General features: G+C 71.5%; 17 protein-coding genes. 16 read left to right on the top strand and 1 reads right to left on the bottom strand.

Features of this window, described 5'->3' with window-relative positions; translation table 11 throughout:
* The first annotated feature begins 68 nt into the window (after positions 1-68).
* The 6 genes from OG689_RS35575 (at position 69) to OG689_RS35550 (ending at position 8,450) form a co-directional block, all read left to right on the top strand.
* Entirely contained in the window at positions 69-1,787 is a 1,719-nt protein-coding gene (locus OG689_RS35575) for a carbamoyltransferase C-terminal domain-containing protein (RefSeq protein WP_266325274.1), read from the top strand.
* A 141-nt stretch (positions 1,788-1,928) separates the two neighbouring features.
* Entirely contained in the window at positions 1,929-3,131 is a 1,203-nt protein-coding gene (locus OG689_RS35570) for an aminotransferase class I/II-fold pyridoxal phosphate-dependent enzyme (protein WP_266325272.1), read from the top strand.
* 32 nt (positions 3,132-3,163) lie between these two features.
* Complete coding sequence (locus tag OG689_RS35565; protein ID WP_266325270.1) at positions 3,164-3,997, top strand: hypothetical protein; 834 nt, start codon at positions 3,164-3,166, stop codon at positions 3,995-3,997.
* A gap of 56 nt (positions 3,998-4,053) precedes the next feature.
* A complete protein-coding gene (locus tag OG689_RS35560; RefSeq protein WP_266325268.1) occupies positions 4,054-5,100 on the top strand; it encodes an inosamine-phosphate amidinotransferase 1 in 1,047 nt (348 codons plus the stop codon).
* Positions 5,097-6,752 carry a thiamine pyrophosphate-binding protein gene (locus OG689_RS35555; RefSeq protein WP_266325266.1) on the top strand — a complete coding sequence of 552 codons (1,656 nt, stop codon included), beginning with the start codon at positions 5,097-5,099 and terminating at the stop codon, positions 6,750-6,752. Before OG689_RS35560 ends, OG689_RS35555 begins: the two co-directional genes overlap by 4 nt.
* A 186-nt stretch (positions 6,753-6,938) precedes the next feature.
* Positions 6,939-8,450, top strand: coding sequence for a cytosine permease (locus tag OG689_RS35550; RefSeq protein WP_266325264.1), 1,512 nt, complete (start codon positions 6,939-6,941; stop codon positions 8,448-8,450).
* Between the two features lie 113 nt (positions 8,451-8,563).
* Here the strand turns inward: OG689_RS35550 and OG689_RS35545 are convergent, their stop codons facing one another.
* On the bottom strand, positions 8,564-9,349 hold the full coding sequence (locus tag OG689_RS35545; RefSeq protein WP_266325262.1) for a DeoR/GlpR family DNA-binding transcription regulator: 786 nt from the start codon (positions 9,347-9,349) through the stop codon (positions 8,564-8,566).
* 119 nt (positions 9,350-9,468) lie between these two features.
* On the opposite strand from OG689_RS35545, the gene OG689_RS35540 reads away from it, so the two are divergent.
* The 10 genes from OG689_RS35540 to OG689_RS35495 all read left to right on the top strand — a co-directional run bounded on the left by OG689_RS35540 (position 9,469) and on the right by OG689_RS35495 (position 22,689).
* Positions 9,469-10,596 carry an ROK family protein gene (locus OG689_RS35540; RefSeq protein WP_266325260.1) on the top strand — a complete coding sequence of 376 codons (1,128 nt, stop codon included), beginning with the start codon at positions 9,469-9,471 and terminating at the stop codon, positions 10,594-10,596.
* 633 nt (positions 10,597-11,229) lie between these two features.
* Positions 11,230-13,035 carry a ricin-type beta-trefoil lectin domain protein gene (locus tag OG689_RS35535; RefSeq protein ID WP_266325258.1) on the top strand — a complete coding sequence of 602 codons (1,806 nt, stop codon included), beginning with the start codon at positions 11,230-11,232 and terminating at the stop codon, positions 13,033-13,035.
* Between the two features lie 120 nt (positions 13,036-13,155).
* Positions 13,156-15,702 (top strand): phosphocholine-specific phospholipase C, encoded by a 2,547-nt coding sequence (locus tag OG689_RS35530; protein WP_266325256.1) that lies wholly within the window; start codon positions 13,156-13,158, stop codon positions 15,700-15,702.
* A gap of 290 nt (positions 15,703-15,992) precedes the next feature.
* On the top strand, positions 15,993-16,877 hold the full coding sequence (locus OG689_RS35525; protein ID WP_266327671.1) for an SIS domain-containing protein: 885 nt from the start codon (positions 15,993-15,995) through the stop codon (positions 16,875-16,877).
* Positions 16,874-17,056, top strand: coding sequence for a hypothetical protein (locus OG689_RS35520; protein WP_266325254.1), 183 nt, complete (start codon positions 16,874-16,876; stop codon positions 17,054-17,056). Before OG689_RS35525 ends, OG689_RS35520 begins: the two co-directional genes overlap by 4 nt.
* Positions 17,053-17,970 carry a hexose kinase gene (locus OG689_RS35515; RefSeq protein ID WP_266325252.1) on the top strand — a complete coding sequence of 306 codons (918 nt, stop codon included), beginning with the start codon at positions 17,053-17,055 and terminating at the stop codon, positions 17,968-17,970. Before OG689_RS35520 ends, OG689_RS35515 begins: the two co-directional genes overlap by 4 nt.
* Positions 17,971-17,999: 29 nt before the next feature.
* Positions 18,000-18,884, top strand: a complete 885-nt coding sequence (locus OG689_RS35510) for a class II fructose-bisphosphate aldolase (RefSeq protein WP_266325250.1) — start codon at positions 18,000-18,002, stop codon at positions 18,882-18,884.
* 577 nt (positions 18,885-19,461) lie between these two features.
* Positions 19,462-20,730, top strand: a complete 1,269-nt coding sequence (locus tag OG689_RS35505) for an extracellular solute-binding protein (RefSeq protein WP_266325248.1) — start codon at positions 19,462-19,464, stop codon at positions 20,728-20,730.
* A 178-nt stretch (positions 20,731-20,908) separates the two neighbouring features.
* The gene (locus OG689_RS35500; RefSeq protein WP_266327669.1) at positions 20,909-21,790 is read left to right on the top strand and encodes a carbohydrate ABC transporter permease; all 882 of its coding nucleotides are present in this window, start codon (positions 20,909-20,911) and stop codon (positions 21,788-21,790) included.
* Positions 21,787-22,689 (top strand): carbohydrate ABC transporter permease, encoded by a 903-nt coding sequence (locus tag OG689_RS35495; RefSeq protein ID WP_266325246.1) that lies wholly within the window; start codon positions 21,787-21,789, stop codon positions 22,687-22,689. Before OG689_RS35500 ends, OG689_RS35495 begins: the two co-directional genes overlap by 4 nt.
* Positions 22,690-22,816: the final 127 nt, after the last annotated feature.

Genomic DNA, 22,816 nt, shown 5'->3' with positions numbered 1-22,816 from the left:
CCTCCGTTCGCCACGCCGCGCCCGGACGCCCGACGCACGGCGCCAGTCACAACAGACCAGGAGTGCAAGTGAGCACGACCCCTGTGGTTCTCGGCATCAACAACGTCTACCACGAGTCCTCGGCGGTCATCGTCCGTGGCTCCGAGGTGCTCGCCTTCGCCGAGGAGGAACGGCTCAACCGGACGAAGCACGCCAAGCCCGCCGACATCGAGAGCGTGGACGAGATCCCCGCCGCGGCGATCCGCGAAGTGCTCGCACGCTCCGGGATCACCGTCGACGAGATCGACCACGTCGCGGGGTCCTTCGACCCCGGGCTGCGCCGGCCCCCCGCCGACGAGCCGACCACCGCCGCCTCGTGGGGGCACCCCGACGGTGAGAAGCTGCTGATGGAGAAGCTGGCTGCCATCCCGGCCGCCGTCTCCGAGCTGCTGGGCAAGGACATCCGCGACCGTTGGACCTGGGTGGCGCACGAGACGGCCCACGCCGCGAGCGCCTACTTCGCCTCGCCCTTCGAGGACGCCGCCATCCTCAGCATCGACGGCATCGGCGAGCACTCCACCGCCCTGCTGGCCCACGGGCAGGGCCGCTCGGTCACGGCGGTGGACACCATCTCCTACCCGGACTCCCTCGGCTTCGTCTGGGAGAAGTTCGCCAAGTTCACCGGCCTCGACGACTACTCCGCGCCCAAGCTGATGGCGCTCGCCGCCTTCGCGCCGCCGCACAAGTACCGCGAGGCCTTCGCCAAGCTGGTCTCCGTCGGACCGGAGGGCTTCACCGTCGACGCCGACGCCTTCCGGTTCCGGGTCGAGGACTACGGCCCGCTGGAGGACCTGTTCGGCCCGCGGCGCCAGGGCGGGCCCGGTACGCCGTTCGACCACCGCTTCGCCGAAGTCGCGGCCTCCCTGCAGGAGATGACCGAGCAGACGCTGTTCGCGCTCGCCGAACGGCTGAAGCGCGAGACCGGCTCGGCGAACCTCTGCCTTGCCGGAGGTGTCGCACTGAACTGCGTCGGCATGGGCAAACTCCTCAACGAGGGACCGTTCGACGGCGTGTTCGTCCAGCCGCTGGCACACGACGGCGGCACCGCCCTGGGCGCGGCCCTGTGGGTGGCGAACCAGCACGGCGACTTCGACTCGCGGTTCGTCATGACGAACCCGTACTTCGGGTCCGAGGTCAGCACCGAGGCCGAGATCGAGGCCGCCATCGCCGCGGCTCCGGTGGTGGCGACCAAGCTGGACTCCGCGCCGGCCAAGGCGGCCGAACTGGTCGCGCAGGGCCTGGTCATCGGCTGGTTCCAGGGCGCGGCCGAGGTCGGGCCGCGTGCCCTGGGCAACCGCTCGATCGTCGGCGACCCGCGGACGGCGGGCATCAAGGACCTGATCAACGTCCGGGTCAAGCACCGCGAGTACTTCCGGCCCTTCGCCCCCGCCGTACTGGAGGAGGAGGCGGCCGAGTGGTTCGACTTCAAGCGGGAGTCGCTCTCGACCCGCTTCATGTCCTTCGCGGTTCCGGTCCGCGAGGACAAGCGGTCCCACGTGCCCGCCGTCGTCCACGTCGACGGCACCGCCCGGATGCAGACCGTCTCGGCGGACGTCAACCCGCGCTACCACCAGCTGATCAGCGAGTTCCACGCGCTCACCGGCGTTCCCGTCGTGGTCAACACCTCGTTCAACACCTACGACGAGCCGATCGTCCACACCCCGGCCGACGCGATCCGCACATTCCTCAGGACCGGCATGGACGCGCTGGTGCTGCACGACTACCTGATCGAACGCAAGCCGGAGTAGCGCCCTGCACCTGGTCCGGGCGGGCAGTTGCACCGACCCGTCCGCCCGGACCGGGCACCGGCCATGTCCACACACGCCGCGGGCCCGACCGGGTGCCGACCGGCAGTCGCGGGTGACCAGCCCGCAGACGGGGGAAGAACCGTGTCCAACCCAGCGAACGGGGCCGGCCTGGCGCCGCCGCCTCCCGACATCTACGTCGAGGTCATGACCCTCGCCAGGCGCCTCGGTGCCGTCAATCTGGCTCAGGGCTTCCCCGAGGACGACACCGCGGATCTCGTCGCGGCCATGGCACCGGCGGTCCGTACCGGCGACACCCAGTACGAGGCCCTGTCCGGACTGCCGCTGCTGCGCACCGAGTTGGCCCTTCGGGCCGAACGGTGCGGGCTCCGGTACGACCCGGAGGACGAGGTCACCGTGACACTCGGCTGCACCGAGGCGGTCGCCGCCGCGTTGCTGGCCGTCGTTCCGCCCGGCTCCGAGATCGTCACGATGGAGCCGTTCTACGACAACTACCCCGGCCTGGCCAAGATGGTGGGGGCCACCCTGGTCCCCGTCCCGCTCGCGGGACTGGACGGCGCCGGCAGCCTGGGGCTCGACGTGGCGGCGCTGCGGGCCGCGATCACCCCCCGCACCCGCGTGATCCTCCTCAATACGCCCAACAACCCCGCCGGGCACATGATCACCGCAGCCGAGGCGGACGAGATCGCCCGCCTCGCCGTCGCGCACGACCTGGTCGTCGTCACCGACGAGGTCTACGAGGAGCACACCTACGACCGGCCGCACATCCGGCTGGCCGGGTACCCGGGGATGCGCGAACGGACCATCGTCTGTTCCTCGGCATCGAAACTGCTGTCGGTGGGCGGCTGGCGGATCGGCTGGGTGTACGCGCCGCGCGAACTCACCGCGCTCGTCCAGCACCACCACCGCCACCTCACCTTCACCGCGCCGACACCGCTGCAGGCGGGTGTCGCCGCCGGACTGCGCTGGGCGGACGAAACCGGCTACCACGACCGCCTGCGGGCGGAGTACCGCCGACGCCGCGACATCCTGGTCTCGGGCCTGACCTCGCTCGGCCTCACGCCCCGGATTCCCCCGGGCGGGTTCTTCGTCACCGCTGACGTGGCCCCGTGGACCGCCGGCGCCTCCATCGAGGACCTCGCCCGGAGCCTGGTCTCGGACACCGGTGTCGCCGCATTGCCGATGGGTGACTTCTTCCGCGACCCGGGCGCCGCCGGCAGCACCCTGAGGTTCGCCTTCTGCAAGCCCGCGCCCGTGCTGGAGGAGGCCGTCCGGCGCCTCGGTGCCCGCTTCGGAAGCGCCCGGCCGGCCCCCCGCACGACCTGAACGCCGAATCGGACCGACCGGAAGGAGCAGCCATGGCCGACACCGGCCTCTACATCGCGATGCTCGGCATCGACGGCACCGGCAAGACCACGATGACGAAGATGCTGGCCCGGGAACTCGCCGCGCACGGACACGACGTCAAGCAGCTCAGCTGGCGCAAGGAGCTCGACCAGGCCCCGCGGCCCAACACCCGCGAATCGCTCAGGCAGTTGTGGGTCGAATCCCTGCGCCTCGTCCACCTCGGCGTCGACGGACCGGCGGCCCCCGCGTCCTACGACGAGTTCCACGCCGAGGGCTGGGAGAAGAGCTACGGCAGCGCCACCCACACCACCAACGTGCCGGCCGGACCGCTGGCGGCCGCGTGGCTGGAGTGGGTCGGTCAGATCCTGCTCCGGCACGAGATCGTCGAGCCGCACCGTGCCCGCGGCACCCACGTGATCGACGAGAGCTTCAGCCTCAAGATGGCGTTCAAGGAGCTCCTCATCGCCGAACGCCTCAGCACCGGCGCCGCCTTCAGCGCCGAGGTCGGGCGGGCCAGGGAGCTGCTGGTCGAGCTCTTCCGCTCGTGCGACCCCGATGTCGGCGTCCTCGTCACCGGTCCGATCGAGCAGGCGTACCGGTGGCGCATGAACCAGGAAGGCTCCCTGGGCAGCCTGGAGGACATGGGCGCCGCCACGGGTGACCGCGGGCTGGAGGGCTTCCGCGAGCTCCAGTCCGCCTGCGACACCTTCTTCCGCGAGTGCGCCGAGAAGTGGGGCTGGATCGTCCTGGAAATGGAGGACACCGGCGCCGAGGCGAACTTCGCCAAGCTGCGCTCCCAGCTCCTGGAGCACCCCGCGGCCGGCCGCCTGCTGAAGCCCGCATGACCCTCCCGCCGCCGCAGCCCGGTGGACCGCCATCACCACAACCGAAGGAGAGCACCATGAGCCCGAGCCCGGTCAGCGCACACAACGAATGGGACCCGCTGGAGGAGGTCGTCGTCGGATCGGCCGTCGGTGCCCGGATCCCCCGGGCGGAGCGCTCGATCCTCACCCTGGACTACCACGACGGATTCACCGCCGAGACACTCCCCTCCGGCCCTTACCCGGCGGACGTCGTCGAGAAGACGGAGGAGGAGCTGCAGGCGCTGTGCGACGCGCTCACCGGCCTCGGTGTCACCGTCCGCCGGCCGGCGGCCGCCGACCCGCAGGCGGTGCTGCGGACCGGGCTGTGGGAGACGGACGGCTACCTCGACCACGCACCGCGCGACGTAGCCCTCGTCGTCGGCGACCTGCTGATCGACGCGCCGATGGTCGTGCGCGGCCGCGCCCTGAAGCAGGCCCTGTACAAGGACCTGTTCACCGAGTACTTCAACCGCGGCGCCCGCTGGATCTCCGCCCCCCGGCCCAAGCTGCCCGACGAGACCTACCGCCCCGAGCTGCCGGAAGGCCGGCGGCTGGCCGACCTCGAACCGCTCTTCGATGCGGCCAACGTCATCCGGCTCGGCACCGACCTGCTGTACCAGGTGTCCGACGGCGGCAACGAGCTGGGCGCCCGGTGGCTCCAGGAGGCCGTCGGCTCCCGGTACACCGTCCACCCGTGCCGCAACCTCTACACCTCCCTCCACATCGACACCACGATCGTTCCCCTGCGCCCCGGACTGGTGCTGCTGCACCCCGAGCGGGTGAACGAGGAGAACCTGCCGCCGATCCTCTCGTCCTGGGACAAGATCTGGTGCCCCGAACTCAACGACATCGGCCACGCCGGCTCGTTCCCGGTCAACTCGCCGTGGATCGGCATGAACATCCTCAGCGTGCGCCCGGACCTGGTCGTCGCCGACCACCGCCAGCCGGAGCTGATCAAGCTCCTGGAGGCGAAGGGCATCGACGTGCTGCCCCTTTCCCTCAGCCACGCGCGGACCTTCGGCGGCGGCTTCCATTGCGCCACCCTGGACGTCCGCCGCACCGGAACTCTGGAAACCTACCGGTGAGAGGCAGCCGCATTCTCCTCGACGTGCTCCACGACGAGGGTGTCCGGCACGTGTTCGGCAACCCGGGGACCACGGAACTCCCGCTGATCGCCGAGCTGTCGCGCTCCGCGGGACCGGCCTACGTGCTGGGCCTGCAGGAGAGCGTCGTCGTCGCGATGGCCGACGGGTACGCGCAGGCGAGCGGTCGCCCCGCGATGGTGAACCTGCACGCCATGGCGGGCCTCGGCAACGCCATCGGCAACCTGACCAACGCCCGGGTCCAAGGGACGCCGCTCGTCGTCACGGCGGGCCAGGCCGACCAGCGCCACCTCGTCGCCGACCCCCTGCTGGCCGGCGACCTCACCGGGCTTGCCGCCCCGGTCAGCAAATGGACCCACGAGGTACGGCGGACCGAAGACCTGGGCGTGGTCATGCGCCGGGCCTTCCGGGACGCCGCATCGGCCCCGACCGGGCCCGTCTTCGTCTCACTGCCCGTCGACGTCCTGGAGACGGAGATCCCCGACCCGGACGCGACCGCGGTCCGCACCGTCTCCGAACTCGACCGCGCCCCGCACGGGGCACCCGTCACGCGGCTCGCCGACCTGCTCCTGGAGACCGACCCCGCACGGCTGGCGATCGTCGCGTCGGACGACGTCGCGACCGAGCACGCCGTGGAGGAACTCGTCGCCGTCGCCGAGGCCCTGGGCGTGCGGGTGTACGGCTCGTCACTGCACGCCAACACCGTTTTCCCGACCGGGCACCCGCTGTGGGCCGGAGCGTTCGGTCTGAGCGCCGACGAGATCCGGGCCACCCTCACCGGGTACGACCGCGTCCTGGTCCTCGGCGGTCGCGCCTTCATGGCGTACAACTACAGCCCCGGGCCGCTCGTCCCTCCGGAGGTGGAGATCCTCCAGATCGCGCTGGACCCCCACGAGCTCGGCCGGACCGCACCTGTGCGGCTCGGGCTCGCCGGACACCTGCGCACCACCCTGCAGGACCTGCAGCAGGTCCTCGCGAAGCGCGGCGATCCGGCCCGTGCCCGCGAGGCGACGACCGAACTGGGCAAGGCCCACCGGGCCGCCCGCGACGCCGCCGAGGCCCACGCCCTGAGCACCTACTCCCAGGTGCCGACAGCGCCGGCGGCAGCCGTCCACGCCGTGCTGCGCGCGCTGCCGCCGGACATCATCGTCGTCGACGAGTCGATGACCTGCGACGACCACGTCCGCGCGTTCCACCGGGCCGATCGCCCCGGGCGCTACTACACCGCCCGGGGCAGCGGTCTCGGATGGGGCATGCCGGCCGCTCTGGGAGTCTCCCTGGCACGCGGGAACCACCCGGTGCTCTGCCTCGTGGGCGACGGATCCGCGATGTACAGTCCCCAGGCGCTGTGGACCGCTGCCCGGGAACAACTCCCGGTCCTGTTCGTCGTGGTGAACAACAACCAGTACCTGATGCTGAAGAACAGCCTGCGCCACCGCTTTCCGCAGCACCCCGACGGCGGCTTCGTCGGCATGGACATCGACCGCCCCGCGATCGACTTCGTCGCCCTGGCCCGGTCGATGGGCGTCCACGCCGAACGGGTCGAGCGGGCCACCGACATCGCCGAGGCGGCACGGGCCGCCTGGGACTCCCGCGGCCCCCGCCTACTGGAACTGCCCATCGCGGCCCCGTGAACCCATGACGAACCGCCTGCGGCCACCGTGTCCAGGCCACCGTCCCCACCCATGGGCTGTCCGGTCGACGGCCACCGGCCGGACAGCCCACACTCAGGAACGGACCCCATGAGCAGCGGAACGACAAGACCGGACGCCGGTGCCCGGCCGGCACGGAGCGAACCTCCACGATCCCGGGGCAACCGGGTGGAGGAACGCGGAATCGAATCCGTACCCGAGGCGGAGCGGCGCGGCCGACCTCGCGACCTGTTCCTGGTCTGGTTCTCCTCGAACATGTCCTACCTGCCCATCCTCCTCGGCGGGTCCCTCATGGTGCTCGGCCTGAACGTGTGGCAGGCCGTCGCCGTCCTCCTCGCGGGCAACACGTTCTGGGCACTGGTCGGCCTGCTCGCGGTGAGCGGTCCGAGTACGGGCAGTCCCGGCGCGGTCATCATGCGGGTGCTCTTCGGGGTACGCGGCAACCGGCTGATCGGCTGCGGGCTCGGGTGGCTGACCGCCGTCGGTTTCGAGGCGATCAATCTCTCGGTCACCGTCCTGGCCGGACAGGCCCTGCTCGCCGAGACGGGTGTCGACGGCTCCCCCGCCGCCAGAGGGGTGATCCTGGTCCTGGTCGCGGTCGTCACCTTCACCATCAGCGTGTACGGCTACGACGCCATCCTCCGCATGAGCCGGGCCATCACCCTGCTGCTCACGCTGAGCCTGCTCGTGGCCGGAGCCCTCGTCGCGGCCCACGCCCGTCCCGCGGCGGACGGCAGCGCGGGGGCCGCTCTCGGACCGCTCGCCGCCGCTCTGGTCGGACTCACCGTCGTCGCCTCCGGACCGCTGTCCTGGCTCTGCGGGGCGGACTACTCCCGCTACCTCCCACGGACGGCACCGGGACGCGCGGTCGCGGGCTGGACCGCCGCGGGCGGCTGGCTGGCGTCGGTGTTCCTGGGCCTCGTCGGGGTCCTCGCGGGAACCGTGGTCGACATGGCCGATCCCCTGACCTCGATGACAGCTCTGATGCCCACCTGGTTCCACCCGGTCTTCCTGGTCGCCGTCATCGTCGGCACACTCGCCAACAACGTCCTCACGTCCTACTCGTCGGGGCTACTGCTCCAGGGGGCCGGCGTCCGCATCAGGCGGGCCAGGGCCGTCCTGCTCGACGGAGTGCTCGGCGGGGGAATCGCCCTCTACGCGCTGGTCGCCGCGAACTTCCTGACCGCGCTCAACAACCTCCTCGCCCTGTCGGTCGCCTACATGGGCCCGATCATCGCCGTCTACGCCACCGACCTGTTGCTGCGCCGCAACCGCTACGACGCGGCCGAGCTCGCCGACACCCGCCCCGGCGCACTGCCCTCGACCGGCGTCGGCGTCGCCGGAACCGGTGCCTTCCTCACGGGAACAGCCGCCGCGCTGCTCTGCGTCAACACCACCCTGTGGACCGGCCCCGTCAGCACCTGGCTCGGCGGCGCCGACCTCGCCGCGATCGCCGGCCCGCTGGTGGCGGCCCTCGTGTACACCGCTCTGACCCGGGCCGGGCACACCCGCCCCGACCGCCCGCGCCGTTCCATCGACGCGTCCGGCGCGCCCCACGACTGCGCTGCAGCCGACGCAGCCGGAACACGCCTCGTCCCGGTGGTCGACCTGAAGCTGTCAGCCGGAGGTCTGGTGGTGATACGCCCGGCCCGCCGGGAGCCGACCGATCCCCCCGGCTGAGCTCGGAACCCGCGGAAACCGCAGGCGGCGGCCGGCCCGGTGACGACCGGGGCCCGGCCGCCACGCCGATCCCGAGGGCGGCGTTCAGGCGGTCGACCGCCACCACACTGCCGTCAGACGCAGTGCACTTCCGCGCCCTGGGCGACGAGTTGCTCGATGACCTCGTCCGGGGCTTCCTTGTCGGTGATCAGCACCGCGAACTCGTGGACGGCGCAGACCTGGGCGAAGGCGCGTCGGCCGATCTTCGACGCGTCGGCGACGATGATCACCTTGTCGGCCCGCTCCGCCATGGCCCGGTTGGCGCTCGCCTCGCCCTCGTCGTGGGTGGCGGCGCCGTTCTTCGGATCCACCGCGTTGACGCCCAGGATCGCGTAGTCCAGCGAGATCCCCTGCAGCACCATGGTCGCCAGCGGGCCGGTCAGCTCGTAGGAGTTGGGGCGGGCCACCCCGCCGGTGACCACCGTCTTCACGTACGGGCGGACAGCCAGCTCGTTGGCGATGTTGATCGCGTTGGTGACGACGGTCAGGGCGATCCCGTTGTTGTGCTCGGCGAGGTCGGCGCGGGTCGCGAGTTCTCGGGCGACCTCGGAGGTCGTGGTCCCGCCGTTGAGGCCGACCACCGCTCCGGGCGGGATCAGCGCGGCCGCGGCCTTGGCGATCCGGAGTTTCTCGTCGGCACGGCGCGCGGTCTTGTAGCGCAGCGGCAGATCGTAGGCGACACCGCTCAGCACCGCGCCGCCGCGCGTCCGGACCAGCAACTGCTGGCTCGCGAGTTCGTCCATGTCACGACGCACGGTCGCCGCGGAGACGTTCAGCAGCTCGACGGCCTCGCCGACTTCGATCCGCCCCCGGTCGCCCAGGATCTCCAGCAGACGCGTCCACCTCTCGTGCGTCCCCATGACCTCTCCTTACTTCTCGTACCGGCAGGTGAAGCGTATCGCGGGCATCGTGACGAAATGGCCAGCACCATTGCAGTTTTTTGAGCGAAGAAGCTATACATAGCTCAGTTTCGAGCACGATGAGAGCCGAGATCACGCTCCAGGAGGACCTCTTGCCCCACGTCGCCGAGGAGACCGCCCACCGGCCGGACCCCCTGTGCCCGCCGGACCGCGCGCCCGAGGGCCAGGGGGCCGACCAGGTGGGCGAAGGCCCGGTGGTGATCGCCCTGGAGGTGGGCGGCGCGCAGATCGAGGCGGTCGCGATGGCAGCCGACGGATCGCTGCTGCACAGCGGGCGCCGGCCGACCCGGGCGGACCGCGGCCCCGACGCGGTACTGGAGACCGTCCTCGACTACGCCGGCGAGCTGTCCCGCCGCTACGCGCCGTCCGCGGCCGGCATCGCGGTGCCCGGCCTGGTCGGGGAGGCGGCCGGGACCTCCGTCTTCGCCGCGCACCTGGGCTGGCGCCACATACCCGTCCGCCGCTGGCTGGCCGAGGAGTTGGAGATCCCGGTCGCCTTCGGTCACGACGTCCGGGCCGGCGGCCTGGCCGAGGCCCGGCTCGGCGCGGGCCGGGCCTGCCGATCCTTCCTGTTCGTCCCGGTCGGCCACGGCATCGCGGCCTCGATGGTGCTGGACGGACGGACGACGACCGGCGGTGGCGACTTCGCGGGCGAACTGGGCCACCTGGTGATCCGCCCCGGCGGCGATCCCTGCCCCTGTGGAGGGGCCGGCTGCCTGGAGACCGTCGCGTCGACTGCCGCCATCGCCCGCCGTTACCGGCTCGCCACCGGCGAGGAGGACGTGACGGCCGAGGCGGTGCAGCGCAGGGCGAAGGCCGGCGACCCGACCGCGGCCGGCATCTGGCGCGAGGCGGTCGAGGCACTCGCCGACGGTCTGAGCTCCGCGATCAGCCTCGTCGCTCCGGAACGGATCGTCGTCGCAGGCGCCCTGGCCCGGGCCGGGAGGTCCTACTTCGACCCGCTCCAGGCCGAGTTGTCCAAGCGACTGGCCTTCCAGAAGGCCCCGCGCGTCGTCCCCTCCCGCCTCGGCCGGCAGGCCGGCGTGCTGGGCGCCGCGCTGCTGGCCCAACAGCTCCACCTGACCCGGCAGGCGGCGGCGCGGCAACGCCTCGGGCAGCGGACGCCGGTTTCCGCGGGCCCGCTGCGACTCGCCGCCGGGGGGAGACCGAAGACCCATCCGTTCTGACCGGGCGGGCCCGAGGAATCGACCGCGGGCCTCGCGGACCGACCGGGCGCCTGACGGCATCGCGGCCGGTGGAGCCCGCGGCCACGCCCCGGCCGCCGATGCCGCCGGCGGCCCGGGCCCGGGCCCGCGCCCTTCGTCGGGACGGCAGCTCCCGGGCGCCGACCGGCCGTCCCGGCATCAGGATCGGGCCGGCACCCCCCGACGGCGACCACGGCCGGGGTCCGGACATCGTCCGCCGTCCTACGCCTCGGTCCCGGCCCGCCAAGGACCGTCGGGTCGCGAAGTACCGGCCGACCTGAACGTCACGACTCCGGGCGCCGACACTCCGGCATGACCGATCGAGCGCTGGCCGCCCGAGCGCTGGCCGATCGAGTACAGGCCGATCGAGCGCTGGCCGCCCGAGTGCAGGCCGCCCGAGGCGGCCGACGACCGCCGGTCACGGTTCGCGCTTCAGGCGTCCGCAACTCTTGACTTCCCCTCATCAAGCTGCCACGGTTTGCGCAATTCTGCTTTGGCGATAGCCAAATCAATCACTTTCAATCACCACATGCTCCACGTCGCCTCCCCCTACCTCCCCCCGCACACCACCCCACTGCGCCCCCGCGCCACCCCACCCTCCTGCTTGGAGCCCCCATGAGACTGCACCGCCGGCTGATCGGACTCGCGTCCGCCGCCGCCCTGGCCACCACCGGACTCGCCGTGGCCACCGCACCCGCCGCCAACGCCGACACTGTGGCCGCGAACACCGACACCGCGATCGGCGCCAAGCCGATGATGGGCTTCAACAACTGGGCCCGCTTCACCTGCTCCGCCCAGGCCCGCCTCGACGGCACCCGCACCGGCTACTCGTTCCAGCAGTTCATGCAGGACCAGGCCAAGGCCATGAAGGACACCGGCCTCGTCGCCGCCGGCTACACCAACCTCACCGTCGACGACTGCTGGATGCAGCGCACCAGCGCCGGCTACCTGCACGGCGCCGCCAACTGGGGCAGCAGCAGCCAGCCCGGCTACGACTTCGAACTCAACGACTACGCCGACTACGTGCACAGCCAGGGCATGGAGGCCGGCCTCTACAGCACCTCCGGCGTCAACACCTGCCAGGGCGTACCGGGCGGTGTCATGGGCCACGAACAGGTAGACGCCAACTCGCTGGCCTACTGGGGCATCGACTCCCTCAAGGTCGACAACTGCGGCACCAGCATCAGCAACCGCCAGCAGATCTTCACCACCATGGCCAACGCCCTGAAGACCGCCACCGCCAACACCGGCCGCAAGGTCCTCTTCAACGAGTCCGCGCCGGCCGGCTACGGCCCGACCACCGCGGAGAAGTACAACTCGATGGACTGGGTCCGCACCCTCGGCCAGATGTGGCGGGTCAGCCCCGACATCGCCGTCTGGCACGGCGACGGCGCCTCCGCCTGGAACTGGCCGCACGGCGGCGACTACTACGAGGGCGGCGTCTACCAGAACCTCAACGACGCCGTGGCCCTGGCCCGTTACAACGGCCCCGGCAACCACAACGACGCCGACATGCTGCTCATCGGCGACAACAACCAGCTCACCCTGGCCGAGCAGCGCAGCCAGTTCGCCCTCTGGTCGGCGATGGGCTCCCCGCTCATGATCAGCTCCGACGTCCGCAAGATGGCCGCCGACCCGACCACCTACGCGCCGCAGCTCACCATCCTCAAGAACAGCGACATCATCGCCGTCGACCAGGACTCCCTCGGCGCCGGCGGCTACCTCGCCTCCCGCGACAACGCCTCGGCCACCGCCGGCATCGATGTCGTCGTCAAGCCGCTCGCGGGCGGTCGCCGCGCCGTCGCCGTCCTCAACAAGAACGCCACCGCGACCAGTTACACCATCGACCTGGCCCGGGTCGGCTTCGGCAACACCGGCTGCACCCGCACCGCCCGTGACCTGTGGAGCCACACCGACCAGTCGGTGACCGCCGCCATCACCACCACCGTCGCCGCCCACGACACGGCCATGTACACCATCGATCCCGGCAGCTGCGGCGGTGCGCTCCCGGTCGGCCAGATCCAGGCGCCGCAGAGCGCCTTCCAGGCCTCCGCCCTGTGCCTGGACGCCTACAGCGGCGCCGTCCTCGGGCACAAGGTCGCCCTCTACGGCTGCACCGGCAACAGCAACCAGCAGTGGCAGCGTCAGAGCAACGGCCTGATCTCCTCGCTGCAGAACACCTCGCTGTGCATCTCCGGCGCATCCACCGGCCTGACCCTCGCCACCTGCAACACCGGTGACAGCAAGCAGAAGTGGACCTACAACCGCTCCGGGCAGCTCCGCCAGGACAGCGGCGTCTGCGTCGACATCAACGGCTCCGACTTCAGCAACGCCAACTCCACGATCAACACCTACGCCTGCGGGACGCACCAGCCCAACCAGACCTGGAGCGCCCCCTTCGACGCCCCGCCCTCCTCGTAGCGCCGACGCACCGACAAGCCGCGCTCCGGGCCCTTGGCCGCCCCCCTCGGCGGGGGCCCGGAGCGCACTGCCACCCCCGCTGCGGCAGAGCAGTACCTCCCTCGTCCCAAGGAGTCCCCCATGAAGCGTCGAAACCTGCTCCGAGCAGGCGCCCTGGGTACCGGATTCGCCATGCTCCCGCTGAACCTGCGCAACGCGCTGGCCCTCGAAACGCCCGCGGGCGGACTCGGCGCGATCGAGCACGTGGTCATCTTCATGCAGGAGAACCGGTCGTTCGACCACTACTACGGCACCCTGCGCGGGGTGCGCGGGTACAACGACCCGACCGCCATCACCCTGCCGGGCGGCTCGCCGGTCTTCAAGCAGCCGAACGGCTCGGGCTACGTCCTGCCGTACCGGATCGGTGACCAGTTCCTCGCCGGCACCGCCCACGACTGGAGCAGCGGGCACGCGGCCTGGAACAAGGGGCGCTACGACCAGTGGGTCCCGCAGAAGAGCGTCCGGACGATGGCCCACTTCGACCGTGCCGCGCTGCCGTTCTACCACGCGCTCGCCGACGCCTTCACCATCTGCGACGCCTACCACTGTTCGGAGCTCGGCCCCACCAACCCCAACCGCATCTACCTGTGGTCCGGCAAGCTGGGGTACGAACCGGGCAGCACCACCGTGCGGGCCGTGGGCAACGCCGCCTGGCAGAATCCCGGCCACACCGGGTACACCTGGACCACCTACGCGGAACGCCTGGAGAGCGCCGGCCGCAGCTGGAAGACCTACCAGGAGTGGGACAACTACGGCGACAACAGCCTCGACTTCTTCGCCTCGTTCCTGGCCGTGGGCAAGAAGGCCCTGGCCTACGCGAAGGACGACAGCGGCAACCCGTTCCCGAAGCTGGAGTACTTCTACTACGCGCTCCAGGCGGCCTCCGGCGCCCGGCAGACCCAGTTGCTCGCCCAGCTCGACCAGGGCCTGGGCACCCTCACCGCCGCCGAACGCAGCCTGTACGACCGGGGGCTGGCCCGGGTGCGACCCGGCCAGCTGGCCCCGGCCTTCCGTGCCGACGTCGCCGCCGGGCGGCTGCCGGCGGTCTCCTGGATCGTCGCCCCCGAGGCCCAGTGCGAGCACCCCGACTACGGTCCCAACACCGGGGCCGACCTGGTGAAGCAGGTCCTCGACGCCCTCGCCTCCAACACCGAGGTGTGGAACAAGACCGTCTTCCTGCTGAACTACGACGAGAACGACGGCTTCTTCGACCACATCCCGCCGCCGACGCCGCCGGTGACCTCCGCCGACGGCCTCTCCACCACCGCGGTCGACGACGACCTCTACGGGAGCGAGGCGATCGGCCTGGGCCAGCGGGTGCCGCTGCTGGTCGTCTCCCCCTGGAGCCGCGGTGGCAAGGTCTGCTCCCAGGTCTTCGACCACACCTCCGTCCTGCAGCTCCTGGAGAAGTGGACCGGCGTGGCCGAGCCGAACATCTCCCCCTGGCGCCGCGCGGTCTGCGGAGACCTGACCGCCACGCTGGACACCACGGCCGCCACCCCCTCCTACCCGTCGCTGCCCGCTCCCGTGCTCACCAGCGGCCCGTCCGGTACCAACCCCGCCCCGCCCGGCAACCAGGTGATGCCGGTGCAGGAGGCCGGCACCCGCACCGCCCGCCCCCTGCCCTACGACCTCGCCGTCTCCGCCCGGGCCACCGCCGCCGCGCTGAGCATCACCTTCGCCAGCAACGGCGGGGCCGGCGCCCACTTCTACGTCTACGCCAACGCTTTCCGCACCGACGGCCCCTGGCGCTACACCGTCGGCCCGGGAAAGACCGTCACCGACACCTGGACGGCGGGAACACCCACCGGTGCCTACGACCTGAGCGCCGTCGGCCCCAACGGCTTCGTCCGCCGCTTCGCCGGCAACCGGGTCACCGCCACCACGGCCGGGAACGCCAACCCCGAGGTCACCCTGCGCCACGACCCTGCCGACAACCTGGTGTGGCTGCGGATGACGAACAGCGGCAGCGCCGCCTGCACGGTCACCGTCCGCGGCAACAACCGGGGCGGCGGCCCCTGGACGTATCCGCTCGCCGCCGGCGCCACCACCGAGGACTACTTCTCCACCGGCGGCGGCCTGAACGGCTGGTACGACCTGACCGCCACGGCCGACACCCGCGACGGCTTCCTGCGGCGCTTCGCCGGGCACCTGGAGAACGGCGCGGAGAGCACCAGCGACCCCGTGATGGGCTCCGGCCCGCTGGCCGCCACCGTCAAGTACTTCGACAGCCAGGAGATCACCGGCGAGAACGGCGCCGCCGTCAACGCCGTCGACGGCAACCCCGCCACCCTCTGGCACACCAGGTGGTCGCCGACGGCCGACGCGCTCCCGCACGAGATCCAGCTCGACCTCGGCGCCGACCGCACCGTCACCGGCCTGTCCTACCTCCCGCGCCAGGACGGCGGGGTGAACGGCCGCATCGGCCGGTACGAGCTCTACCTCAGCACCGACGGCACCAGCTGGGGAACGGCCCTGACCACCGGAACCCTCGCCGACACCGCCGATCCCAAGGCCATCCGCTGCTCGCCCACCACCGCCCGCTACCTGCGCCTGCGCGTCCTGACCGAGGCCGGCAACCGTGGCCCCTGGGTCTCCGCCGCCGAACTCGGCCCGCTCGGCTGGTAGTCCCTCCGGCGACCGTCACGACCCGGCGACGTCCGGCAGCCCCGGCGGCTGCCGGACGTTCCCGTGTGCGGCTCACACCGCGGGCCCTCACCCAGCTGGCGGGCCCACCGTGGGCGGTCCCACCCGTGGGCCCACCCGCCGGCGGGCGTTCCCACCGGTCGGCTGCCGGCCCTCGCCGACGGCGCCGGCGCCGGAACCGGGTGCACCAGCACTGTCCATTGATGCTCAAAGATGCTTGAATACATGCACCAAGCATCAGCTTCAATCAAATGATCATCATGGAGGCAGTCGTGACGTACGTGGAGACCGAGATCGCCAGCCAGCCCGAGTGCTGGCGCCGCGCGGCCGACCTGGCCGCCACCCACCAGGACGTGCTCCCCCGGGCCGGCGAACGGGTCGCGATCATCGGCTGCGGGACGTCCCTCTACATGGGCCAGGCCTACGCGACGCTGCGGGAGGCAGGCGGGCAGGGCGTGACCGACGCGTTCGCCGCCTCGGAGTTCCTGGGGGTGCGCGCCTACGACCGGGTGATCGCGCTGACCAGGTCGGGCACCACCACCGAGGTGCTGGAGCTGGTCGAGTCGCTGCGCGGGAAGGTCCGGACGGTCGCCGTCACGGCCGACCCGAACACCCCCGTGATGTCGCTCGCCGACGACGCCGTCGTGCTGGACTTCGCCGACGAGCAGTCCGTCGTCCAGACCCGGTTCGCCACCACCGCGCTGACCCTGCTGCGGGCGCAGCTGGGCCTGCACAGCGAGGCGGTGGAGGAGGACGGTCGCCGCGCCCTGGCGGAGCCGCTGCCGGCCGGCCTGGTCGAGTCCACCCAGTTCACCTTCCTCGGGCGCGGCTGGACGGTCGGCCTGGCGGTCGAGGCCGGCCTGAAGATGCGCGAGGCCGCCCTGGCCTGGACCGAGGCGTACCCGGCGATGGAGTACCGGCACGGTCCGATCAGCATCGCGTCGCCCACCACCGCGACCTGGATGATCGGCGAGGCGCCGGCCGGCCTGGCGCAGCAGGTGGAGGCGACCGGCGCCCGCTGGGTGGAGGGCCGGCTCGACCCGCTGGCCGAGCTGGTCCGCGTCCACCGGCTGGCCGTGGCGGTCGCCGCGGCGAAGGGCCTCGACCCGGACCGGCCGCGCAACCTCACCCGCTCCGTGATCCTCGCCGACGCATGACCCGGCCCGCACGGGCCGTCGCCCACCGGGCCGGCCTCACAGCCGTCGAGCGCCGCTCCGCCACCGGCCGGCGGCTCCCCACCCGTACCGGCGGCCGCAGTGCCGGGGCGCCGGGGCGGGACGTGGGCGAGTACGCGGACACCGCCGGGCACGCGGTGGAAGGAAGACCTCAGCCGTGATCGTCACCGTCACCCCCAACCCGGCACTGGACATCACCTACACCGTGGCGGCGCTGCGGCCGCACGCCAGTCACCGGGTGGACACCGTCCACGAGCAGGCCGGCGGCAAGGGCGTCAACGTGGCCAGGGTCCTGCACACCCTGGGCCGTCGGACGGCGGCCGTCCTGCCGCTCGGCGGGGCCTCGGGCGCGGCGGTCAGGGCCGACCTCGACCGGGCCGGCCTGAGCAGCCTGACCATCCCGCTGGCCGGCGGGGTGACCCGGCGGACGGTCGCCGTCGTCGACCGGGACGACGCGACGATGCTGGGCGAACCCGGCCCGGAGCTGTCCGGCAAGGAGTGGAGCGCCCTGGTCGCCGGGGTGGAGAGCCTGCTGCCGACCACCCAGGCGCTGGTGCTGTCCGGCAGCCTGCCCCGCGGTGTCCGGCCGGACGCCTACGGCGAACTCGTCCGCCTCGCCCGCGCACACGGTGTCCCGGTCGTCCTGGACGCCGCCGGTCCGGCGCTCACCGAGGCCCTCGAGGCCGGACCGACCGTGATCAAGCCGAACGCCGCCGAGCTCAGGGAAGCCACCGGAATCGACGACCCCGCCCTCGCCGCCGAGGAGTTGGCGAAGGCCGGCGCCCGGACGGTGGTCGCCTCGCTGGGACCGGACGGGCTGCTGGCCGTGACGCCCGTCGGCTGCTGGCGGGCCCGCCTGTCACCCCCGGCCGACATCCGCGGGAATCCCACGGGGGCCGGCGACGCCGCCGTCGCCGCGCTGGCCATGGGCCTCGCCGACCGCACCCCGCTGCCGCAGGCGCTGAGCCACGCGGTCGCACTGTCGGCCGCCACCGTCCGCGCGCCCTACGCCGGGATGTTCGACCGCCGCTCCTACGAGCGCTGTCTCACCCAGGTCCGGATCGTCCCCGCCTGACCTGCCGTACGCCCCAGGAAGGAATCACCATGCCGCTCAGCACCACCGGCGAACTCGTCGCCGAGGCCGCCTCCTCGGCCGGCGCCGTCGCCGCCTTCAACGTCATCACCCTCGAACACATCGAAGCCGTCATCGCCGCCGCCGAGGCCGCCGGTGAGCCGGTCGTCCTCCAGCTGAGCGAGAACGCCGTGCAGTTCCACGGCGGACGCATGCACCCGACAGCCGCGGCCGCCGTGAGCGCCGCGCACCGAAGCGACGTCCCCGTAGCCCTGCACCTCGACCACGTCAAGAACGAAGCCCTGCTCCAGGACGCCGCCGACTGCGGATTCAGCTCCGTGATGTTCGACGCGGCGCACCTGCCCTACCAGGAGAACGTCGCCGCCACGCGCAAGGCCGTGCGGTGGGCCCACGCCAACGGACTCTGGCTGGAGGCCGAGCTCGGCGAGGTCGGCGGCAAGGACGGCACCGGCCCCCTGGACGCCCATGCCCCGGGAGCCCGCACGGACCCGGACGAGGCCCGGCGGTTCGTCGAGGAGACCGGCGTGGACGCGCTCGCCGTGGCGATCGGCAGCTCGCACGCGATGACCTCGCGCGACGCGCGGATCGACAACGACCTGCTGCACCGGCTGCGCCTCGCGCTGGAGGTCCCCCTCGTCCTGCACGGCTCGTCCGGCCTCTCGGACCAGGAGATCCAACGGGCGGTCCAGGGCGGTATCAACAAGGTCAACATCGGTACCGCACTGAGCATCGCGATGACCACGGCCGTACGAGCCACCCTCGCGGCCGACCCGAGCGCCGTGGACCCGCGCGGCTACCTGGCCGCCGGCCGCCGGGCCGTCACCGGCACCGTCACCGCGCTCCTGGCCACCGTCACCACGGCGGCATCGGCCTCGCTCCCCGTCCGCAGCGCCTGACGCACAGCCGGGCTCCGTGCGGTGGCGTCATCAGCCGGACGGCCCGGTCGCGGTGCACCCGCCCCGCCCCGCCGCCCACACGCCCACACGCACGCACGCCGCGAAACGGCCGGCCGTCGGGGCGCCGTGACCCGCCACGGCCACCGTCGTCCCGGAGCTCCCGCGCCCGCACGGCCGGCGCCGAACCGGGCCCCGTCCGACCCTGCGGCCGGCTCAGCAGTCGGTGATCGATTCTGATTCATTCATCGATCCTTCAAGCAAATGTGCGCAGCGAAATCGGCCCGTCACGGCGCGTGCGGCACTCCGCGCCCAGGATCGGTGGCGAGTGTCGCGTTGACAACAGTCTCGCAACGACGGCTGGACCAGATCGAATGCCTGATGAACACTGAGACATCGGCAAGCGCCAAAAGATGATTGAAAGCTGCTAGATTTGCGCACATTCGCGCAGCACTTGCTGCGAAGTCTCCGCCGGCCGAGCAGGTCGACGGCGGCCCTCCCCACAGCCCGGACGCGCCGTTCCGTGGCCCAGAACAACGTCCGGCACCCGGTACCCCCGGGGCCCGAGGAGGTCATCCCCGTGAAGAACCGCATCCTCACCCTGGTGACGGCTTGTACGATCGGCGCCCTCGCGCTCACCGCCTGCGGCAGCAACGGCGGCGGCACGTCCGCGGACGGCACGGTCACCCTCAAGCTCGTCGCGGCCGACTACGGCGACAAGGCGAGCAACAGCTCCAAGACCTACTGGGACGACGTCGCCCAGCGGTTCCAGGCGGCCAACCCCAAGATCAGGATCGATGTCCAGGTCGTCAACTGGAACGACATCGACAAGCAGGTCAAGACGATGATCCAGAGCGGCAACCAGCCGGACATCCTGCAGACCGGCGGCTACGCCGACAAGGTCGCCGACGACCTCCTCTACAAGGTCGACGACGTGCTCTCCGTCGCCACCCAGGCCAACCTCATCTCCACCTTCGCCACCGCCGGCCAGGTCGACGGCGTCCAGTACGGCATACCCTTCGTCTCCTCCGCCCGGGCCTTCTTCTACAACAAGACCCTCTTCGCCCAGGCCGGCATCACGGACGCCCCCAAGAGCTGGGACGACGTCAAGAAGGACGCCGAACTGCTGAAGGCCAAGGTCCCCGGCACAACCCCCTACGCCCTGCCGCTCGGCCCCGAGGAGGCCCAGGGCGAGAGCGCGATGTGGGAGCTGGGCAACGCCGGCGGCATCACCGACACCACCGGCGGCTACCACCTCGACAGCCCGGCCAACGTCGAGACCTTCAAGTGGCTCAAGGCGAACCTCGTCGACCCCGGCCTCACCTACGCCAACCCGGCCAGCACCGACCGCAAGACCGCGTTCGCCGACTTCGCCGCCGGCAAGGCCGCGATGCTCAACGGCCACCCCTCGCTGATCCAGATGGCCAAGGACGGCAAGGTCGACTACGGCGTCGCCGCCATCCCGGGCAAGGACGGCGCACTCAAGTCCACCCTCGGCGTGGCCGACTGGACCATGGCCTTCAAGAAGAACGGCCACAAGGAGCAGATCAAGCAGTTCCTCGACTTCGCGTACACCAAGGAGAACACGCTGAAGTTCGACGAGCTCTACAACCTGATGCCGGTCACCCAGGACACCCTCAAGGAGATGACCACCAGCGGGAAGCACAAGGACCTGGAGCCGTTCTTCGCGCTGCTCCCGCAGGCCTCCTTCTACCCGCTCGGCAAGACCAGTTGGGACAACGTCTCCGCCGAGATCAAGAAGAGCATCGGCACCGCCGTCAAGGACGACCCGGCCAAGGTGCTCGGCGACCTGCAGAACAAGGCCAAGGCCGCGGCCGCCGACAAGTAGCCGCCCGGCCGGCCCCCGACCGCGGGGCGGCGGAGCGCCCTGACATCTCTCCGCCGCCCCGCACCAGCACCATCCCGCTCCGTGCGGCACCACCGCCGTACACGTACGGAAGGCACCACCGGTGTCCCTCACTCTCTCCCGCTCCAAGGCCGAGCGGCCGGACCGGAGCCCGAAGGCCGTGCGCCGCCCGGGCTTCGAACGGCTCGGTCCGCTGCCCTGGATAGGCCCGGCCGTCCTGCTGATCCTCGCCGTCGTGGTGTGGCCCGTCTACGAGATGATCCACACCTCGTTCCAGCGGATCAGCCCCAGCGGCTTCGTCCGCGGCTCGGCCGGCCTGGACAAGTACCGCAAACTCTTCGGCGAGGCCGACCTCGGCCACGTCCTGACCGTCACGGTGATCTGGACCGTCGTCGTGGTCGCCGTCACCATGATCACCTCGCTGGCCCTGGCCCAGCTCTTCAACCAGGAGTTCCCCGGACGGCGCCTCACCCGCTGGGCCCTGATCGCCCCCTGGGCCGCGTCCGTGCTGATGACCGCCATCGGCTTCAAGTGGATGCTCAACCAGACCGCCGGCGTCCTCAACACCGCCATGGTCGACCTCGGGATCATCGACAGCCCCCGCGACTGGCTGGGCGACCCGTCCACCGCCTGGCCGTGGATGATGTTCGTCGCGATCTTCGTCTCGCTGCCGTTCACCACCTACACCCTGCTCGCCGGCCTGCAGACCGTACCCGCCGAGCTCTACGAGGCCGCCGAGGTCGACGGCGCGGGCACCTGGCGCACCTACCGGCTGATCACCCTGCCGCTGCTGCGCCCCGCCTTCCTGGTCGGCGTGGTGATCAACCTGATCAACGTCTTCAACTCCTTCCCCGTCATCTGGGGCATGACGCGAGGCGGCCCGAGCAGCGACACCGCCACCACCACCGTCTTCATGTACCAGCTGAAGGACACCGACATCGGCGAGAGCGCGGCCATGTCGGTGGTCAACTTCGCGCTGGTCGTCATCATGGTGCTGCTCTTCCTCAAGGTCAGCCGCTGGAACGAGGAGGACAACCGATGAGCCCGCAGACCCTCGACCGGCCCCGCACCCCCCAGGGCCGCCCCCGCACCGCCGAACCGACCGTCACCCCCCGGCCCCGCCGCCGGTTCCGCCCGCGCACCCTGGTCATCGCGGCGGTGGCCTGGCTGCTGGCCGCCGTCTTCCTGCTGCCGTACACCCAGATGGTGGTCACCGCCCTGCGCCCGGCCGACGAGCTGCGCGACGGAACCTACCTGCCCAAGCACTTCGCCTGGTCGAACTTCGTCGACGTCTGGCGCGATTCCACCCTGGGCGGCAACCTGCGGGTCACCCTCCTGGTCGCCGGCGGGTCGACGCTGCTGGTCCTGCTGGTCGCCCTGCCGGCCGCCTACTACACGGCCCGGATCAGCTTCCGCGGACGCAAGCTGTTCCTGCTGCTCGTCCTGGTCACCCAGATGTTCCAGCCGACCTCCCTGCTGGTCGGCCTGTACCGCGAGTTCTACCAGCTGAACATGCTCAACTCGGTCTGGACGCTGATGATCTGCAACGCCGCGTTCAACCTGGCGTTCGCGATCTGGATCCTCACGGCCTACATCTCCTCCATCCCGGTCGCGCTGGAGGAGGCGGCGATGATCGACGGGCTGAGCCGGTTCCAGGCTCTGATCCGCGTCACCCTGCCGCTCGCCCTGCCCGGCGTGGTCACCGCCGTGATCTTCACCTTCATCGCGGCCTGGAACGAGTTCGTGATGGGCCTGACCCTGTCGACCGTCCCGGAGAGCCAGCCGCTCACCGTCGGCATCAACGGCTTCATCGGCAACTACACCGTCCAGTGGAACTACCTCTTCGCCGGGTCCGTCGTCGCGATCGTCCCGGTCGTGGTGCTCTTCGCCTTCATCGAGCGCCAGGTCGTCTCCGGCCTCACCGCCGGATCGGTCAAGTAGCCCGGCGGCCGGGTAACCACCGGCCACGTCCGGGCGGCTGCCGGCTGCCGGGCCTTGTGGCCCTCGGCCGGCAGTCGCCGTCCCCCACCGACCAGAAAGCCGCCCATGTCCGACACATCACCGGTTC

Source organism: Kitasatospora sp. NBC_00240 (genome assembly GCF_026342405.1).
Classification (GTDB): Bacteria; Actinomycetota; Actinomycetes; order Streptomycetales; family Streptomycetaceae; genus Kitasatospora.
Note: the sequence above shows the minus strand (reverse complement) of the source record. Positions and strands in the feature narration are given on the sequence as shown.

Bases quoted from the DNA above. Each gene is read 5' to 3' on its own strand.
- OG689_RS35535 (WP_266325258.1), top strand. From the start codon at position 11,230: ATGAGACTGCACCGCCGGCTGATCGGACTCGCGTCCGCCGCCGCCCTG.
- OG689_RS35560 (WP_266325268.1), top strand. From the start codon at position 4,054: ATGAGCCCGAGCCCGGTCAGCGCACACAACGAATGGGACCCGCTGGAG.
- OG689_RS35520 (WP_266325254.1), top strand. From the start codon at position 16,874: ATGACCCGGCCCGCACGGGCCGTCGCCCACCGGGCCGGCCTCACAGCC.
- OG689_RS35540 (WP_266325260.1), top strand. From the start codon at position 9,469: ATGAGAGCCGAGATCACGCTCCAGGAGGACCTCTTGCCCCACGTCGCC.
- OG689_RS35530 (WP_266325256.1), top strand. From the start codon at position 13,156: ATGAAGCGTCGAAACCTGCTCCGAGCAGGCGCCCTGGGTACCGGATTC.
- OG689_RS35565 (WP_266325270.1), top strand. From the start codon at position 3,164: ATGGCCGACACCGGCCTCTACATCGCGATGCTCGGCATCGACGGCACC.
- OG689_RS35510 (WP_266325250.1), top strand. From the start codon at position 18,000: ATGCCGCTCAGCACCACCGGCGAACTCGTCGCCGAGGCCGCCTCCTCG.
- OG689_RS35495 (WP_266325246.1), top strand. From the start codon at position 21,787: ATGAGCCCGCAGACCCTCGACCGGCCCCGCACCCCCCAGGGCCGCCCC.
- OG689_RS35545 (WP_266325262.1), bottom strand. From the start codon at position 9,349: ATGGGGACGCACGAGAGGTGGACGCGTCTGCTGGAGATCCTGGGCGAC.